General features: G+C 59.9%; 17 protein-coding genes. 12 read left to right on the top strand and 5 right to left on the bottom strand.

What is annotated here, in order from left to right:
• The 5 genes from BMW72_RS04285 to BMW72_RS04265 form a co-directional block, all read left to right on the top strand.
• The coding region (locus tag BMW72_RS04285) for a transposase (protein WP_208598212.1) at nt 1-486 on the top strand (486 nt) is incomplete at its 5' end.
• Nucleotides 487-874: 388 nt separating this feature from the next.
• Complete coding sequence (locus tag BMW72_RS04280) at nt 875-3,439, top strand: glycosyltransferase (protein ID WP_092107558.1); 2,565 nt, start codon at nt 875-877, stop codon at nt 3,437-3,439.
• 277 nt (nt 3,440-3,716) lie between these two features.
• On the top strand, nt 3,717-4,622 hold the full coding sequence (locus BMW72_RS04275) for an ABC transporter permease (protein ID WP_092107556.1): 906 nt from the start codon (nt 3,717-3,719) through the stop codon (nt 4,620-4,622).
• 54 nt (nt 4,623-4,676) lie between these two features.
• The gene (locus BMW72_RS04270; protein ID WP_092107554.1) at nt 4,677-5,888 is read left to right on the top strand and encodes an ABC transporter ATP-binding protein; all 1,212 of its coding nucleotides are present in this window, start codon (nt 4,677-4,679) and stop codon (nt 5,886-5,888) included.
• Between the two features lie 54 nt (nt 5,889-5,942).
• Nucleotides 5,943-6,833 (top strand): glycosyltransferase family 2 protein, encoded by an 891-nt coding sequence (locus BMW72_RS04265; RefSeq protein ID WP_241983952.1) that lies wholly within the window; start codon nt 5,943-5,945, stop codon nt 6,831-6,833.
• 58 nt (nt 6,834-6,891) lie between these two features.
• On the opposite strand, the gene rfbA is transcribed toward BMW72_RS04265, so the two are convergent.
• The 3 genes from rfbA to BMW72_RS04250 form a co-directional block, all read right to left on the bottom strand.
• Nucleotides 6,892-7,752 carry a glucose-1-phosphate thymidylyltransferase RfbA gene (gene rfbA, locus BMW72_RS04260; RefSeq protein WP_092107552.1) on the bottom strand — a complete coding sequence of 287 codons (861 nt, stop codon included), beginning with the start codon at nt 7,750-7,752 and terminating at the stop codon, nt 6,892-6,894.
• A 5-nt stretch (nt 7,753-7,757) separates the two neighbouring features.
• On the bottom strand, nt 7,758-8,366 hold the full coding sequence (locus BMW72_RS04255) for a dTDP-4-dehydrorhamnose 3,5-epimerase family protein (protein ID WP_092107550.1): 609 nt from the start codon (nt 8,364-8,366) through the stop codon (nt 7,758-7,760).
• A gap of 61 nt (nt 8,367-8,427) precedes the next feature.
• Nucleotides 8,428-9,303, bottom strand: coding sequence for a class I SAM-dependent methyltransferase (locus tag BMW72_RS04250; RefSeq protein WP_092107548.1), 876 nt, complete (start codon nt 9,301-9,303; stop codon nt 8,428-8,430).
• 267 nt (nt 9,304-9,570) lie between these two features.
• On the opposite strand from BMW72_RS04250, the gene rfbB reads away from it, so the two are divergent.
• The 7 genes from rfbB to BMW72_RS04215 all read left to right on the top strand — a co-directional run bounded on the left by rfbB (nt 9,571) and on the right by BMW72_RS04215 (nt 13,999).
• On the top strand, nt 9,571-10,557 hold the full coding sequence (gene rfbB, locus BMW72_RS04245) for a dTDP-glucose 4,6-dehydratase (RefSeq protein WP_092107546.1): 987 nt from the start codon (nt 9,571-9,573) through the stop codon (nt 10,555-10,557).
• Nucleotide 10,558: 1 nt separating this feature from the next.
• Entirely contained in the window at nt 10,559-11,413 is an 855-nt protein-coding gene (rfbD, locus tag BMW72_RS04240; RefSeq protein WP_092107544.1) for a dTDP-4-dehydrorhamnose reductase, read from the top strand.
• Nucleotides 11,410-12,552, top strand: coding sequence for a glycosyltransferase family 4 protein (locus BMW72_RS04235; protein WP_092107542.1), 1,143 nt, complete (start codon nt 11,410-11,412; stop codon nt 12,550-12,552). The genes rfbD and BMW72_RS04235 overlap by 4 nt, the downstream gene beginning before the upstream one ends.
• Before the next feature lie 3 nt (nt 12,553-12,555).
• Nucleotides 12,556-12,999: a GtrA family protein gene (locus BMW72_RS04230; protein ID WP_092107540.1), complete on the top strand. Its 444-nt coding sequence runs from the start codon at nt 12,556-12,558 to the stop codon at nt 12,997-12,999.
• Between the two features lie 81 nt (nt 13,000-13,080).
• Nucleotides 13,081-13,341, top strand: coding sequence for a helix-turn-helix domain-containing protein (locus tag BMW72_RS04225; protein WP_092107538.1), 261 nt, complete (start codon nt 13,081-13,083; stop codon nt 13,339-13,341).
• 58 nt (nt 13,342-13,399) lie between these two features.
• Nucleotides 13,400-13,609, top strand: a complete 210-nt coding sequence (locus BMW72_RS04220; RefSeq protein WP_092107536.1) for a type II toxin-antitoxin system HicA family toxin — start codon at nt 13,400-13,402, stop codon at nt 13,607-13,609.
• 12 nt (nt 13,610-13,621) lie between these two features.
• A complete protein-coding gene (locus BMW72_RS04215; RefSeq protein ID WP_092107534.1) occupies nt 13,622-13,999 on the top strand; it encodes a hypothetical protein in 378 nt (125 codons plus the stop codon).
• Between the two features lie 120 nt (nt 14,000-14,119).
• On the opposite strand, the gene BMW72_RS04210 is transcribed toward BMW72_RS04215, so the two are convergent.
• A complete protein-coding gene (locus tag BMW72_RS04210; RefSeq protein WP_241983951.1) occupies nt 14,120-15,484 on the bottom strand; it encodes an LCP family protein in 1,365 nt (454 codons plus the stop codon).
• Nucleotides 15,481-15,948: a 5-(carboxyamino)imidazole ribonucleotide mutase gene (purE, locus tag BMW72_RS04205; protein ID WP_092107647.1), complete on the bottom strand. Its 468-nt coding sequence runs from the start codon at nt 15,946-15,948 to the stop codon at nt 15,481-15,483. The genes BMW72_RS04210 and purE overlap by 4 nt, the downstream gene beginning before the upstream one ends.
• Between the last annotated feature and the right edge of the window lie 6 nt (nt 15,949-15,954).

The raw sequence follows: 15,954 nt of genomic DNA, 5'->3' as shown, positions 1-15,954 counted from the left end.
GTTGAACAGGTCGTGCCGATGATCGAGAAACTCCACGCCACGATGGGTACTCTCCCCGCCGAAGTGCTGGTGGATGCCGGGTATTGTTCAGCAGCAAACTTGGACTACGCCAAGACCGTGGAAGCCGCGAGCGACGGACGGACTGAGTTCTTCATCGCGACCGGCCGGGTGAAGCACGGGGAACGTGTTCCGGATGTTCCTCGGGGCCGGATCCCCGCTGACGCGACGTTGCGCGAACGCATGGCGCGGAAGCTGAAGACGAAGAAGGGCCGCGCGGCCTATGCGCGGCGGAAGGCAATCGTGGAGCCCGTGTTCGGTCAGATCCACACCCGACAAGGAAAATTCGTTCTGCTACGAGGGTTGGAGCAAGCAGCCCACGAGTGGGACCTGATCGCTGCCTGCCACAACCTGATGAAGCTGCACACCGTGCACACCAAGGCTCTCCTCGCCACGCAAGCCGCGCTGACAGCCCGCCCGGCAACCTAAGGTCCAGTGCAGAACCGCCCTGCCGGGCGCCAGCGGCCTCGACCTACTGCCGCCAACGCGGCACTGGCCCTATTTTCAGTCGGCACGAGAACAACGCAGACCCCGCAGTCCACGACGACCGCCACAGCAACGCCCCGCCCGCTGCGGCCAAATCGGCCCGAATCTCGTCGCATCAACTTCGAATAGGCGTTACTGACACACGCTCCTAGCGGGCGCATGGATGCGGTGCATAACGGGGGTGCATGATTTGCTGGTCTCCAAGCCACCGATCGCGCGTTCGTTATAGTTGCATGGTGGCTCGGGTAATCTCCCGGTCACCCGTGTTGACGTGGTTCTTCCGGTTACGCTGCAGGGCCCGGTACCGACCACCAAGTTTTTGGAGTGTTTCGTGCAAGAGTACAAGCCCGGATTCGTGTCAGTTATTGTGGTCAATTTCCGCGGCGCAGCGGACACTCTCGAATGCGTTCGGGCGGTGGTGGACGTCGACTGGCCCGAAGATAAAATCGAGATCCTCGTGGTAGAAAACGGATCCGGCGATGACAGCGAATCACTCCTTCGTGCCGCGATGATTGACCTCCCAAACGTCCGACTGATCGTTTCAGAGGAGAATCTCGGCTTCACTGGAGGAAGCAACCTGGGAGCGCGCCATGCTGGCGGCGAGTTCTTAGCATTTCTCAACAATGATGCGAAACCCGACGCGGGCTGGGTCCGCGGCGCTTTGAAGCAGTTTGAAGTAAGCCCCCAAGTGGCCGCAGTCGGAAGCAAAGTTCTTGACTGGGAGGGACTGAACGTCGACTTCGTTGGTGGGAGCGTGACTTGGTTCGGCATGGGATACAAAGACCATGTGACGGAGCCCGATGGCGACCAGTTCAATCGCCCGCGCGACATCCTCTTTGGAACGGGTTCTGCACTCTTCGTACGAGCTGAGGTGTTCAAATCAGTCGGTGGCTTCGACGAGCGCATGTTCATGTTTTACGATGACGTTGATCTAGGTTGGCGGCTGAATCTCCTGGGTTACCGTGTTCGTTACGCCCCGGATTCAAAGGTATTCCACAAGCATCATGGATCGATGAAATCGTTCGGACAGTACCGCGAAATGTACTTGCTCGAGCGAAATGCTCTTTTCATGCTTTACAAGAACTTGTCTACCGAGTCCTTGGCATCATTTCTGCCCGCGGCTCTGCTGCTCGCGGCTCGCCGCTCAGTTTCAAAGAGTGGGCTCGATGCAGAATCCTTCGATATCCGACGATTCTCGGGAGCACCAGATGAATTCGACCAAAAGATCTCCGTAGACAAAGAAGCCATTGCCGGGCTCTTCGCACTGGACCAGTTCGTTGCGGCCCTTCCGGGCTTGGATGTGGATCGCCTAAAGATTCAGACGCGCCGGACAAAGACCGATGCCGAACTTTTCCGCCTCTTCGGGGACATGTTCGTACCTCTGTTTGATTCGCCATATTTTGCCGATGGGCTTGAGCGAATTGTGTCGGCCTTTAACATCGATTCGTTGAAGCAGCGCCGCCGCGTACTTGTGATCACGGGAGATGCCTTAGGTCAGAAGATGGCTGGGCCTGCCATGCGGGCCTGGAAGATTTCTGAGGCCCTTTCTGTTGAAAATGATGTGCGCCTCCTGACCTGGAATGCTGCTAGCCGAACTTCTGATCTCTTCGAAGTTTCGCGAGTACGCCTTGGCAATGAGCGCGAGATGAAGGTGCACGAGCAGTGGGCTGACGTGATCGTCTTTCAAGGACATGCACTACATCACTTCAAGACACTTCTCGACTCTGACAAAATAATTGTTGCGGATCTTTACGATCCGATGCATCTGGAACAGTTGGAGCAGGGCCGCGAATTCGGCACAGACACCTGGGTGTCGCAGGTCCGTGGGGCAAATGATGTTCTAAATCAGCAGCTCGAGCGCGCGGATTTCTTCCTATGTGCATCGGACCGCCAACGAATGTTTTGGCTTGGACAGCTAACTGCACTAGGTCGCGTGAACCCCCACACCTACGCTGCCGATGAGAATCTCGAGGGACTCATTGCCATTGCTCCTTTTGGTATGGACGCGAAATCGCCAGTCCATACACGATCGGCAATTCGAGGCATCGTCCCGGGAATTGGCGACGACGACAAGGTCGTCATCTGGGGCGGGGGCATTTACAACTGGTTTGACACGCTCACCTTGATTCGCGCCATCGCTGAGGTTGCAAAGACTCATCCAGATGTTCGGTTGTTCTTTCTAGGAGTGGCACACCCCAATCCCGATGTTCCAGAAATGGAAATCGTCTCCAAAACTCGAGACCTCGTCGATCAGCTGGGGCTGACCGGGAAGAATGTGTTCTTCAATGAGCAATGGGTCGCACTAGACGACCGGCAGAATTACCTACTTGAAGCTGACGCGGGCGTGAGCACTCACTATGCCCACATCGAGACAACTTTCTCGTTCCGTACAAGAATTTTGGACTACATGTGGGCAGAGCTTCCTATCGTCACTACGAATGGTGATGGGTTTGGCGACCTGGTGGAACGCACTGGTATGGGGATATCAGTGCCTGAGCGCAACGTCACGGCCCTAGCCGATGCGCTGACTAAGGTTCTGTATGACGATGATTTTCGTCAGACCGCGCATGATGCGGTCGTTGAGGTTCGTAGGCAGTTCACTTGGACGGAAGCCCTCCGACCTCTCATCGAATTTTGTCGAGACCCGCAAATCGCTCCCGACCGAGCGATTCGCCTTGCCGGGCACCAGCCCACTCGTTCCCGCTCATCACGAAAGCCATCACTCCTGAACTCAACACCTGAGGCCCGTCTCCATGAGGCGGCAGCATCAGTAACGGGCCTCGCGCGAGAAGTCGCCCTAATCCGGCACTACGTCACAGAAGGTGGCGTGACAATGTTGGCCCACAAAGCCGGTGGACGTGTAATTAGCGTTCTTGGTGGAAAAGCCACGAAATAGCGTCCAGCCGACAGGATGTGCTGACGCAAGTGCTGGCTGTGGTCGCGCTCGCCCATGCATCACGCGGGCTGAGAAGGGTTCCTGAAAGAATCATCTGAGCGCGTGCCATCTTCGACCATTAAATTCGTGCCCTGACGCACGCCATGGCTCACGAACCTACCCGAGCATCCTCTCCGCGTAGCTACGCTGCTCCCTTGATACACGGCGTGAGAGCTGGTTCTCAGCCCAACGTTATACTGTACGAGTCCTAATCTCCCGGAAGAATTGTGGTGCTACCTTGTCCTCAGCTCAAGATCGTTTCGTCGCCCTGAGCAAGCAGCCCCTGCAGGCTGTTGGCACGGCCAACGGGGGGGCCCTGAGCACTTGGACAACCATAAAAGCGGTATTTGCGCACCGCGAAGTCCTCGCCCTGATGGTTCGACGGGATACGAAAGCACGATACAAGGACAGCGCCTTGGGCATGGTGTGGACCCTTATCCGTCCGTTGACCCAGTTGTTCATCTACTACATAGTCATGGGCAAGTTTTTGGGTGCGGAACGCGGAATCCCTGATTTCGCAATCTACGTGTTCACGGGACTGACCGCCTACGGGCTGCTTAGCGAGATTGTCTCGGGTGGAACGTCATCCATTGTCGGCAATGGCGGCTTAATCAAGAAAATCTATCTGCCCCGCGAGGTCTTCCCGCTCGCAAGCGTAGGATCAGCGCTCTTCAACTTTTCCATCCAAATGGGAGTGCTGATCGTTGCGCTATTTGCCGTCGGACACCCATCGCTGCACACTGGACTGCTGTACTTCTTTCCAGCTCTCGCGATAATTGTTATCTACGCAACAGCTTTCGCTTTTCTGCTCTCTGCGACAAATGTCTACTTGCGTGACGTCCAATATCTCGTTGATGTAATCCTCCTGATTCTGTTGTGGGCCTCACCGATCGTCTATTCCTGGGAGATGGCACGCAACATCATGGGCGAAGGCCTCCTCCTGAATCTCTATACAAACAACCCGATCACCTTGGCCGTCCTCGGATTCCAACAAGCATTCTGGGTGGGCGGCGCGCCCGCTGCTCAGTTCCCGGCTGAACTTATGATGCGCATGCTGATCGCCCTGGCAGTTGGCTTAATCCTGCTGTTCGGATTTCATCGCGTCTTCGCACGACTTCAGGGCAACTTTGCTCAGGAGCTTTAGGTGAAGGCGTCTCACACGACCTCACTTCCCAAACAGAACGAAGGAGAGCCAGCCATGGCTGATTCCCCAGAAATCGTCGTCGTCAAGGACGTATCGAAGCGGTTTGTAATTCGAAAAGACAACTCACTCAAAGAGCGAGTCGTAACTCTTGGGCGCGCTGGTAAGCGTCACCGCGAAGAGTTTTGGGCATTGCGGAACGTCAGCATGACGATTCAAGCCGGAACGACTGTGGGGCTCATCGGTCATAACGGCTCCGGAAAGAGCACGCTCCTCAAAGTGCTCGGTGGGATCTTGGATCCCACGACAGGAACAGTCGCCCGCCGCGGGCGGATTGCCGCTCTCCTAGAGCTCGGGGCTGGATTTCATCCAGACCTGACAGGCCGCGAAAATGTCTTTCTGAATGCCTCCATTCTTGGCCTGAGCAGGGAGGTAACTGAAGCTCGATTCCCGGAAATTTTATCCTTCTCCGGCATCGGAGACTTCATTGATACACAGGTAAAGTTTTATTCCTCTGGCATGTACGTTCGGCTAGCATTCGCCGTTGCAGTCCACACCGACCCAGATTTGCTCCTGGTGGACGAGGTTCTCGCTGTCGGCGACGAGGCGTTTCAGCGGAAGTGCATGGACAAGATCCGGTCGTTCCAAGAGGAAGGCCGCACGATCGTGCTGGTGACCCATTCTCTCGGCCAAGTGGCCGACCTCTGCGACCGTGCCATCCTACTCAATCAAGGTGAAGTAGTTTTTGATGGAGACCCTCGCCAGGCCGTCGTCAACTTCAGAAATATTCTGGAAGGTCGACGAATCGCGGAAGAGGAGGTCGCCCCCGTTCAAGCACACGTTGAACGGGATGCGCAAATCGTCTCGGCAAGTGCGCATGCCGTAAATCGTCGTCCTGATGAGATGCTGCAAACGGGGGATGACCTTGTTCTATCGGTAGAAGTCGAGCACCTCACGGACACTGATGAGGCGTGGGACTGCGCCATTCAGATCGATAGCGCACAAGGTCAAGCCGTGTACGCAACCTCAACCCAACTCCTAGGCGAACAGCTGCGGCCCAGCAAGGGGCCCCGTTGGGTACAATTTATTTTGAAAGATACGCGATTCGGTGCCGGCAAGTACTTTGTTAGTGTCTCGATCATGCACAAGTCAGGCGTGCACATTGCTGACTTACCCCAAGCATGCTCTTTTGATGTGGCGTACACTCCTCTCGCAATTGGTACCGTCTATGCGGCGCCCGAATTCAGCGATCTCGGCTCCTTAAAATAGAAGCAGTTTCGCTGCGTGTATCCAGCGGTGCCTCGAAATAGAATTAGAAGTTACATGTTTACCTCCCCAAATGACCCCATGGCCACGTGCCGCATTGCTGTAGTCACCGTCAGTTATGGTTCGGAAGATGTACTGGGGCCATTTCTGAACTCCCTTGGGCTCGCATCTCTCCACCCGCTGTTCGTAGTCGTGGCAGATAATAAACAGTCGAAGGGCACGAGCAAAGTTCGAGAGCTTACCGAGGAGTCGGGCGCCCTCTACCTACCGCTTGACGTGAACCGAGGCTACGGTCACGCCATCAATCAAGCTGTGCGACATTTGCCGTCGAACATTGAATTCATCGTGATTAGCAACCCTGATGTAGTGGCGGAACCGGGCTCGATCGACATTCTTGTCCAGACTCTGTCCGCGGATTCCACTATCGCGGCAGCGGGCCCCCGGATATTGTCTTCGGACGGGCAGGTCTATCCCTCCGCTCGAATGATCCCCACCCTCACGGGCGGGGTTGGCCATGCGTTATTCTCGTCAATTTGGCCAGGCAATCCTTGGACGCGATCCTACCGAAGGGACGCGGTTGCCGTTCCTGCCCGCCGGGACGCGGGTTGGCTATCGGGAGCCTTCCTCGTTGCACGTCGTTCGACAATTGAGGACTTGCACGGCTTTGACGAAAACTACTTCATGTACTTTGAAGATGTTGATCTCGGCTATCGAATCGGCAAGAGTGGTCTCCGCAACGTTTACGAGCCGTCGGCGATCGTGACCCACACGGGTGCGCACTCTACGGCGACCGATTCGCTGAACATGCTCACGGCCCATCACCGAAGTGCGAGACGCTTCCTTTCCAAGCAGTACCCCGGACCGTCACGTTGGCCGATCCGTGCAATTCTTTCAGTTGGGCTAAGCGCCCGATCGTGGCTGTTGGAGAGGAAGAATAGGCGAACCTAGGCTCTGATACCGACTTGTCACACTGGACAAGTCGGCACACATCAGAGTCGGAGTTTGCCTACTTCGCAAGTTGCGCGAGGTAGCGTCCATATCCGCTTTTGAGCAGGGGCGCTGCAAGAACGGCAAGCTGCGCATCGGTAATCCAGCCTGCCCGCCAAGCGATCTCTTCTATACAGCCCACTTTGAAGCCCTGGCGATCTTCGATAACACGAACGTACTCGGAAGCTTGCATCATGGACTCGAACGTGCCGGTGTCGAGCCACGCGGTGCCTCGATCTAAAACCTGCACCTGGAGCTTAGCTTCGGCGAGGTAATGTTCATTGATCGTGCTGATCTCGAGCTCGCCTCGAGCACTTGGCTCAATCGTTTTAGCGATGGCGACTACGGAATTGTCATAGAAATAGAGTCCAGGTACTGCGTAATTGCTCTTCGGCTTGGTCGGCTTTTCTTCAATCGAGATTGCGATGCCAGATTCGTCAAATTCGACCACTCCATACGCGGTCGGATTACTGACGTGGTAGGCGAAGATGCGAGCCCCTTCTATCTCGGCGTTGCCCCGAAGGGAGGATCCCAAGCCCGCCCCGTGGAAGATGTTGTCGCCGAGCACGAGCGCGACGCTGTCATCACCAATGAACTCTTCGCCGATGATAAATGCCTGGGCGAGGCCGTCTGGAGAAGGCTGAATGGCATACTCGATGCGAATGCCCAAATCCGAACCGTCGCCGAGCAGTGCCCTGAATTGTTCGTTGTATTCAGGCGTGGTGATGATCAGAATTTCCTTGATATCGGCCATCATTAGCGTCGACAGAGGGTAGTAGATCATAGGCTTATCCCAGATCGGCATGAGCTGCTTCGAGATGCCTTTGGTGATCGGCCACAGGCGCGTGCCCGAGCCACCGGCGAGAATGATTCCGCGCATGTGCGTCAGTTCCTGTCGTTCAATGTGGCGTAGTATTCACGAGCTGCATCCCACATTGGAAGCAGGCCGGCAGCTGCAGCAGCAGCAAGAGTCGGCGCGTCGGTGTCTTTGGCAGACAGCAACAGATCGCCGGCCTCGGGCGGGAACACGAGCGCGATCTCTTCGTCGAGAGGGCTGATGCCGTGTTCGCGGCCCGGACTGAAGGTGCTGTTCACGAGATAGCTGACAGTGGCGTTGTCGGTCAGGGCAACGAAACAGTGACCGAGTCCTTCAGCGATGTAGACCGCGCGGCGATCGATGTCGTCAAGTAGCACGCTGTCCCACTGGCCATACGTTGGCGAGCCGACTCGAATATCGACGATGTAGTCGAGAACGGCACCGTGTATGGCGGTGACGTACTTTGCCTGGCTCGGCGGGACGTCCGCAAAGTGTATACCGCGCACTGAACCTCGTTTGGACACGGAAGTGTTTGCTTGGGCAAGGTCGAGTTTGTGCCCGACCATCTCTTCGAGCTTGTCGAAGCGGTACCACTCGAGGAATACTCCTCGGTCGTCACCAAACTGTTTGGGGGTGATCTCGAAGGAGTCAGGGATTGAAAGTTCACGAATCTGCACCTTCGGAGTCTAGCAATCGCAGTTCGCGGACATCAAAAGGCGCAACGTTGGGTGGTTTTCTTCAACCTTTCTTCAGTCTTGAACCTACTACCCGGAGAGGCCGGGTCAACCTCCAGCTCGTACTGGCGCGGACAGCGAGTAGCTGCTGATTGAGTCCCGTAACGACGGCCTCGGCGGCCGATTGGCTCCTCGTCAAGTCCAGAATTTGCTTTCTCAGATTCTCGAGCGCGTCCTCCTGAAGGGAGAATTGGTTTGCCAAGAATTCCGCCTTCTGAAGTCGAACGTGAAGCGCCGCGAGACCTTCAATCTCTCCGCCAAGGCGCTGATATGATGCCCTCACCTCGTCGGGCATCGATGCGCCGGCATCGAAGAAGTCCCTCATCGCAGACGAAATATCGGCACCCACCCCGAGCACGCCCAGCCCATGAGAATGCTCGAATGAAAACGATGGATATTGATCTTTTATCGCATCCCAGAATTTCCACACTCCAAAACCGTCCTGATGTTCGACAATGTCATGAAATATGACGACACCGCGACTTGACATCTTTGGCAACCAAGCGTTGAAGTCATGACTGACATCCTCAAACCCATGCCTGCCGTCGATGTGGAGCAGGTCCACGCTTGCGTCCGGAATGGAGATCAAAGAGTCATCAAAATATCCACGTAGCAGCGTTGAGAACGCCGCGTAGTCACTCTCATTAACCGACCTAACGTAATCGAACACCTCTTCGCCATATACGCCAGCATGATCATCGCCTTCCCACGTGTCTAGGGCGAATGCCGTGGACGCTAAGCGCAGCCGTGCGATTGCTTCACAAAATACGAAGTAGGAGAAACCTAAGTGCGTTCCTAGCTCAACTACGGAACGGGGCCGAATAGCGTCCACTAGCCAAAAGGCAAACGGGGCGTGACCGAACCAGGCGGAAACTGGCATGTGGGTTGGTTTCCAATACGACGTCGATCCCAACCAAGCCTCGCTTGATATGGTTGACGAATTGGTCTCGGCTAAATCGTTCAAGTGGATCTCCCTCGATAAAGTCAGTCGAATTCTGGATTCTTTCCCAAACAAGTGGGTTCATAGTACCCGGTACGAATCCTCACACCCCGCGAATTGTTCGAGTTGCACGCGCACTCAGGAACGACCGCCCGGCCACGGTAGAATCGCGGAGGCCATTGAAGCGAACGGAACGGTTACTCCTATATGAAGATCCTCGTCACCGGCGGCGCCGGTTTTATCGGCTCCAACTTTGTTCGACGCACGATTGAAGACAAGTACCCGGGGCTGGAAGGCGCCGAGGTTGTCGTGCTCGACGCCCTCACCTACTCAGGCAACCTCGAAAACCTCGCCCCGATCGCCGACTCCCCGCGCTACTCCTTTGTGCACGGCGACATCCGCGACGGTAAGCTGCTCGACACCCTGTTTCCCGGGCTCGACGCGGTGGTGCACTTCGCTGCCGAAAGCCACGTGGACCGTTCCGTGATGGACTCGACGATCTTTGTCGAGACCAACGTGCTCGGCACGCAGCAGCTGCTCGACGCGGCGCTTCGCCACAAGCTGGCCCGGTTCGTGCATGTCTCCACCGACGAGGTCTACGGCTCCATCGCCGAAGGCTCCTGGAACGAGGAGCGTGCCCTCGAGCCCAACTCTCCCTACAGCGCGTCGAAGGCCGGCAGCGACCTGCTCGCCCGCAGCTACCACCGCACCCACGGACTCAACGTGTCGATCACCCGCTGCTCGAACAACTACGGCCCGTACCACTTTCCCGAAAAGGTCATTCCACTGTTCGTCAGCAACCTGATCGACGACCTGCACGTTCCCCTCTACGGCGAGGGCAACAACATTCGCGATTGGCTGCACGTAGACGACCACACCCGCGCCATCGCCATGGTGCTCGTTGGCGGCCGCGCCGGAGAAATCTACAACATCGGCGGCGGCACCGAGCTCACCAACAAGGAACTCACCCAGCTGCTGCTCGACTCGACCGGCAAGGACTGGTCCTACGTGGACCGCGTCGCCGACCGGCTCGGCCACGACCTGCGCTACTCGGTGGATATCAGCAAGATTCAGGCCGAACTGGGCTATGCCCCCGAGGTTCCGTTCGAACAGGGTCTCGCCGACGTGGTGCAGTGGTACCGCGACAACCGCCAGTGGTGGGAACCGCTCAAGGCTCGTGCGGCTCTGATCTAATATGACCCGTTATCTGATCACCGGCGCCACGGGCATGCTGGGCCGCGACCTGCGCATTGCCCTGGCCGGCCGCGACGTGACGGCTCTCGGCCGTGCCGACCTCGACGTGACCGACCTTGACGCGGTCACAGCCGCTGTCGCCGGGTACGACGTCATCATCAACTGCGCCGCATATACCAAGGTCGACGACGCCGAAACGAATGAAGACGAGGCCTACGCCGTGAACGCGGTGGGACCGTGGAACCTGGCGGTGGCGGCATCCGCTATGCAAGCGAAGCTCGTGCAGATCTCGACGGACTACGTCTTCGACGGCAGTGCCACCGCGCCCTACGCCGAGAACACGCCGCACAGCCCGATCTCGGCCTACGGCCGTACCAAGGCGGCCGGCGAAGACTTCGTGCAGGTGGAGAACGGGCCGCGCAGCTACATAGTGCGCACCGCGTGGCTGTATGGCAAGAACGGCCCGAACTTCGCCAAAACCATGCTCAAGGCCGCTGCCACGCGCGACACGCTGAACGTCGTCAACGATCAGGTGGGCCAGCCCACCTGGACGGTGGACCTGGCCGCGCAGATCGTGCTGCTGCTCGACTCCAACGCGCCCGCCGGCATCTATCACGGCACGAACTCCGGCCTGGCGTCGAAGTTCGACCAGGCCCGCGACGTGTTCGCTTTGGCCGGGCTCGACCCGGAACGCGTGCTGCCGACCGACAGCTCGGCCTTTGTGCTGCCCGCACCGCGGCCGGCTTACTCGGTGCTCGGCCACGCCCACTGGGCCGCCGCCGGGATTGCGCCGATGCGCAGCTGGCAGGACGCCCAGGCTGAGGCTTTCGCTGCGGGAGTTTTCGAGACTGCATGATCACTCTGCGGGTAGTCGTCGACCAGATGGTCGCCCCGGTTCCGGGCGGAATCGGGCGGTACACCGAGGAACTCACCCGCGCGCTGATCGCGAGTGCGCCGGCCGGGTGCGACGTTGAGGGCATCGTCTCGTCGTCGACCCCCGCAGAGTACGAACTGATCGAGGCCGCGCTGCCCGGCCTGGGCAACCTGCACAAGACGTCGCTGGCCCGACGCGAGCTCGCTGCGGCCTGGGCGCTCGGCGTGACCGCGTCGTCGGGCACCGGCCTGATTCACGCGCCGGGACTGCTCGCACCGCTGCGCCGCCACAACCGGGCCGAGGACGGCACCCAGATTGCGGTGACGCTGCATGACGTGCTGGCGTGGACGCATCCGTCGTCGCTGACCCCGGCAACCGTGGCCTGGACCAAGGGCATGCTCAAGCGTGCCCGCAAGCACGCCGACGCCATCGTCGTGCCCAGCCACGCCGTGGCACGCCAGCTGACCGAGATCATGAACCTCGGCGACCGGGTGCGCGTGATCGGCGGCGCCGTGGGGCGGGGCCTCGTGCTGCCGGCCATCCCCCTCGTAGAAGAGCGCCTGCAGGCGCTGGACCTCCCGTCGCAGTACCTGCTGACCTCCGGCTCGCTCGACCCGCGCAAGGCCGTGACAGCGCTGATCACGGCGCTCGGGCTGCCGGGAGCACCCGACCTGCCGCTGATCGTGCTCGGACCGGACACCTGGGGCGAACTCGACCTCGCCTCGGTCGCCGATGAAGCCGGGCTGGCACCGGGCCGCGTACGTGCCCTGTCGGGGCTGAGCGACTCCGATCTGGCCGTGGTGATTGCCCGGGCCAGCGTGTTCGTCTACCCGAGCCTCGAAGAAGGCTTTGCCCTGCCGATCATTGAGGCATTTCACCTGGGCACACCGGTTGTGCACTCCGACGCCCCGGCCCTGCTGGAAGCGGCCGGCGACGCCGGCGTTGCGGTCGAACGCTCCGACCCGAAGGAATACCCCGGCCGGCTGCTCGAAGCCATCAACCGGGTGCTCGGCGACAGCGTGCTGCGCAACCGCATGAGCATCTTCGGCGGCGACCGGTCGCGCGCGTTCAGCTGGCGCGACTCCGCCGAACGGGTCTGGCAGCTGCACGCGGACCTGTAGTTCGTGAGCTTTCTGGGGTTTCTGCGGGACCAGCGGGTGCGGTTTCTCGCGGTCGGCGCCACGAACACGGCGGTCGGGTATCTGGTCTTCTCGTTTTTCACCCTGTGGGTGTTCGCGGATGTCTACCTCGGCTACCTGATCAGCCTCGCGCTCTCCTACGTGGTCGGCATCACCCTGGCCTTCGTGCTGTACCGGCGGTTTGTGTTCGTGGTGCACGGGCACGTACTGCGCGACTTCGCCCGGTTCGTGAGCGTCTACCTGGTGGCGATCGGCATCAATGCGGCCGCGCTGCCGCTGCTGGTGGAGATCGTGCGCGTGCCGCCGCTGCTCGCCCAGCTGATCATCCTTCTGGTGACGACACTGCTGAGCTTCTTCGGGCACAAGAAGTTCTCGTTTCGCCGCGGTGGTGAGCACAGCGAGGGTGAGCCGCCGATCGCCGACGGGTGACCCACTCCTCGGTGTCCGCTCCACGATGTGGGGTCACTGTGCCGGGCCACATGTGCACGATCATCCACAGTGGAGGCTGAAATGTATACACGTTCCGCACAGGATCTTGGCGCGGTGGCGCGCGAGAAACGCGAGGCTTTGGGACTGACCCAACAGCAAGTAGCCGACCGCGCACGAGTCTCTCGGGAATGGCTCGTCAACTTCGAATCCGCGAAGGTGGGCGTGTCACTCTTTCGCGTTTTCGACGTGCTTCAGGTGCTGCAGCTCGCCCTGGATGTCAGCGATCGAGCCCCGGACCCGCACAATGTGCTTGACGATGTCTTTGCCGATCTGGAGCGATGACCGGGCATTATCTAGCCCGGGGGTGATATTGCGTTCTATCCGGGGCTAGATTACTATCATGCCAAGAGCGCAGAAATACCGAGATGTGGTTCGGTTCCTGCGATCCCAAGGTTGGGTATTACTCCGACAAGGCAAGGGAAGCCACGAGCTTTGGGGGCTTCCTGACGAATCTGTCAAGGAATCGATTCCGGCACATGGTGACGTTTCCGCAGGAGTAGTGGGCCAGCTTATGAAGAAGCTCCCAGCGTTTCCACCAAGCTGGCGATAGGAAGGAACGACCATGATTCGCAAGCTTGAAGCCACCGCCATTCGTGACGGAAAGTGGTGGTTCATTCAGATTCCCGAGCTTGACACCGTAGGCCAGGCGCGCCGGATCTCCGAAATTGACGATGCCGCGCACGAGGTCGCCGCTCTGTGGCTCAACGTAGACCCCAGCGAGGTAGAGGTCTCCGTGACGGTTCTGATTCCCGACGACGTCAAATCACTGTGGTCCGTCGCCAACGAGCAAGAATCGACGGCGCGCGAGGCTGTGAAGGAGGCCGCTCGGCTACGCCGCGAGGCAGTTCGAATGCTCGCCGATCGCGGGATCACTCAGCGCGACAGCGCACGTCTACTCGGGCTCTCGACGCAGCGAGTGAACCAGTTGACGCACTCGTAGGCATCCGCTTGCGCGATGCGGGCCTTTATCAGGCGGGTTGCGGTGCCGGGATTGCGGTCTCGGCTCGGGTGTCGAGCCTGTCCCGACACGACCAGCGGGTTGAGACTGGCGGCGTGAGGGCTACGGGGTGGGGGTGGCGGTGGGCGCGGGAGCGAGAGCCGCGGCGACCATGGCTTGGATCGCGGCGTAGTCGGGGTCTTCGGGGTCGACACCGTTCTCGGGAATCATCGGCAGCGACACGACCGGCAGTTCCTTGGTCTTCGACGCGAGGTTCACGAAGTAGCCGAGCATGCCCTGCGGCACGTCGGTCTTGACAACGCGCGTGCCGGCGGCGGCGACACCCTGAAATTTGGTGAGCACGTTCGCCGGGCTGGCCTGCGCGAGCAGGGCCTCCTGCATCTGGGTCTGACGCTGCATGCGGTCGTAGTCGCTCGTGCCGTGCCGGGAGCGGGCGAACCAGAGGGCGTGGTAGCCGTCCATGTGCTGCATGCCGGGCTCAAACCAGAACAACACCTCACTGAAGGTCTCGTCGGTGTGCACCGGCACGCGGTTCTGCACGTCGATGTCGACGCCGCCGAGGGCGTCGATGAGGTCGGAGAAGCCCTGCATGTCGATGAGCACGAAGTACTGAATCGTGAGCCCGGTGATGCCCTGCGCCGCCTCGAGCGTGGCCTGAATGCCCGGGGAGCTGCCCTCGGCCGTGGCGTTGGGATAATACTCGGGGCGTTTCAGCTCGGCTTCGGTGAAGATGGAGTTGAGCATGCAGGCCGACACGTCGCATCCGTCGATGGAACCGTAGCCCTCGGGGTAGAGCGCGCCAAGCGAGGAGCCAGCCGAGAACGGCACGTTTTCCAGGTTGCGCGGCAGGCTGATGGTTGTGGCCTGGCCGGTCGTGGCGTCGATGCTGACCACCGAGATGCTGTCGGGGCGCAGACCGTCACGGTCGGCTCCGGCGTCACCGCCGAGCAGCAGAATGTTGTACCGGCCATCGACCGGCGGTTCGCTCGGCCCGCCGACGAAGACGGAGGAGAGGAAGCCGCTCGCCGAGGTGGCGACGAACGCACCGTAACCGGCGGTGCCGCACACCACGACCATGAGCGCAGCCGAGAACGCGGCGATGATCGGGCGGGCGCCGGGAGCGGCCTTCACCAGGTTGATCAGGCCGAGGGTGTTGACGGTGAGCACAAGCCAGGTCAGCGCGTAAAACGCGAGTACAGCGGCGGCGACCCACAGGCCGACGGTGCTCGTGAAGACGGTGAGCACCACCTCGGGCCAGAGCAGGTAGACCGCGCCGGCGACGATGGCGGTGGTGACCAGCGTGAGCGTGGCGCGAAGTCCGAACCGACCGAGCCGGCGGTTGCCGGCGAGCACCTGCGCCGAGCCGGGCAGCACGAGATTGAGTACGACAAGCCACCACGCACGCGTCGTCATGATGCGCGTGGAGCCGGAATTCGGGTGCCGGATCGGGTCGGAGACACTACTCATAATCGCGTTTGGAGGTCCCGGTTCTTTTGCTCGACCAGCTCTTGGAGCTGCACAGAATAGTCTTCAAGCTTCAGGCGCAACGCGTCGTCACTCGTGGCGAGAATCTTGATCGCGATGAGCGCGGCGTTCTTCGCCCCGCCGATCGACACCGTGGCGACCGGCACGCCGGCCGGCATCTGCACGATCGACAGCAGCGAGTCGAGGCCGTCGAGCAGCCCGAGCGGAACGGGCACCCCCACCACCGGCAGGGTGGTCATGGCGGCGAGCATGCCGGGCAGGTGCGCGGCTCCCCCGGCTCCGGCGATGATCACCTTGAGGCCGCGAGCGTGTGCGCTGCGGCCGTAGTCGAGCATCCGTTCGGGGGTGCGGTGCGCCGAAACCACCTGCACTTCGTGCGCCACCCCGAAGTCCTTGAGGGTTTGCGCAGCAGCGCTCATGACGGTGAAGTCGGAGTCGCTGCCCATGACCAG

The sequence above is a fragment of the Cryobacterium luteum genome, from assembly GCF_900110125.1.
Classification (GTDB): domain Bacteria; phylum Actinomycetota; class Actinomycetes; order Actinomycetales; family Microbacteriaceae; genus Cryobacterium; species Cryobacterium luteum.
Note: the sequence above shows the minus strand (reverse complement) of the source record. Positions and strands in the feature narration are given on the sequence as shown.

What these genes read in the sequence shown, in the direction of transcription:
- BMW72_RS04215 (WP_092107534.1), top strand. Translation starts at nt 13,622, where the DNA reads ATGATTCGCAAGCTTGAAGCCACCGCCATTCGTGACGGAAAGTGGTGG.
- rfbB (WP_092107546.1), top strand. Translation starts at nt 9,571, where the DNA reads ATGAAGATCCTCGTCACCGGCGGCGCCGGTTTTATCGGCTCCAACTTT.
- BMW72_RS04225 (WP_092107538.1), top strand. Translation starts at nt 13,081, where the DNA reads ATGTATACACGTTCCGCACAGGATCTTGGCGCGGTGGCGCGCGAGAAA.
- BMW72_RS04235 (WP_092107542.1), top strand. Translation starts at nt 11,410, where the DNA reads ATGATCACTCTGCGGGTAGTCGTCGACCAGATGGTCGCCCCGGTTCCG.
- BMW72_RS04250 (WP_092107548.1), bottom strand. Translation starts at nt 9,303, where the DNA reads ATGCCAGTTTCCGCCTGGTTCGGTCACGCCCCGTTTGCCTTTTGGCTA.
- rfbD (WP_092107544.1), top strand. Translation starts at nt 10,559, where the DNA reads ATGACCCGTTATCTGATCACCGGCGCCACGGGCATGCTGGGCCGCGAC.
- BMW72_RS04220 (WP_092107536.1), top strand. Translation starts at nt 13,400, where the DNA reads ATGCCAAGAGCGCAGAAATACCGAGATGTGGTTCGGTTCCTGCGATCC.
- rfbA (WP_092107552.1), bottom strand. Translation starts at nt 7,752, where the DNA reads ATGCGCGGAATCATTCTCGCCGGTGGCTCGGGCACGCGCCTGTGGCCG.
- BMW72_RS04265 (WP_241983952.1), top strand. Translation starts at nt 5,943, where the DNA reads ATGTTTACCTCCCCAAATGACCCCATGGCCACGTGCCGCATTGCTGTA.
- BMW72_RS04210 (WP_241983951.1), bottom strand. Translation starts at nt 15,484, where the DNA reads ATGAGTAGTGTCTCCGACCCGATCCGGCACCCGAATTCCGGCTCCACG.
- purE (WP_092107647.1), bottom strand. Translation starts at nt 15,948, where the DNA reads ATGGGCAGCGACTCCGACTTCACCGTCATGAGCGCTGCTGCGCAAACC.
- BMW72_RS04270 (WP_092107554.1), top strand. Translation starts at nt 4,677, where the DNA reads ATGGCTGATTCCCCAGAAATCGTCGTCGTCAAGGACGTATCGAAGCGG.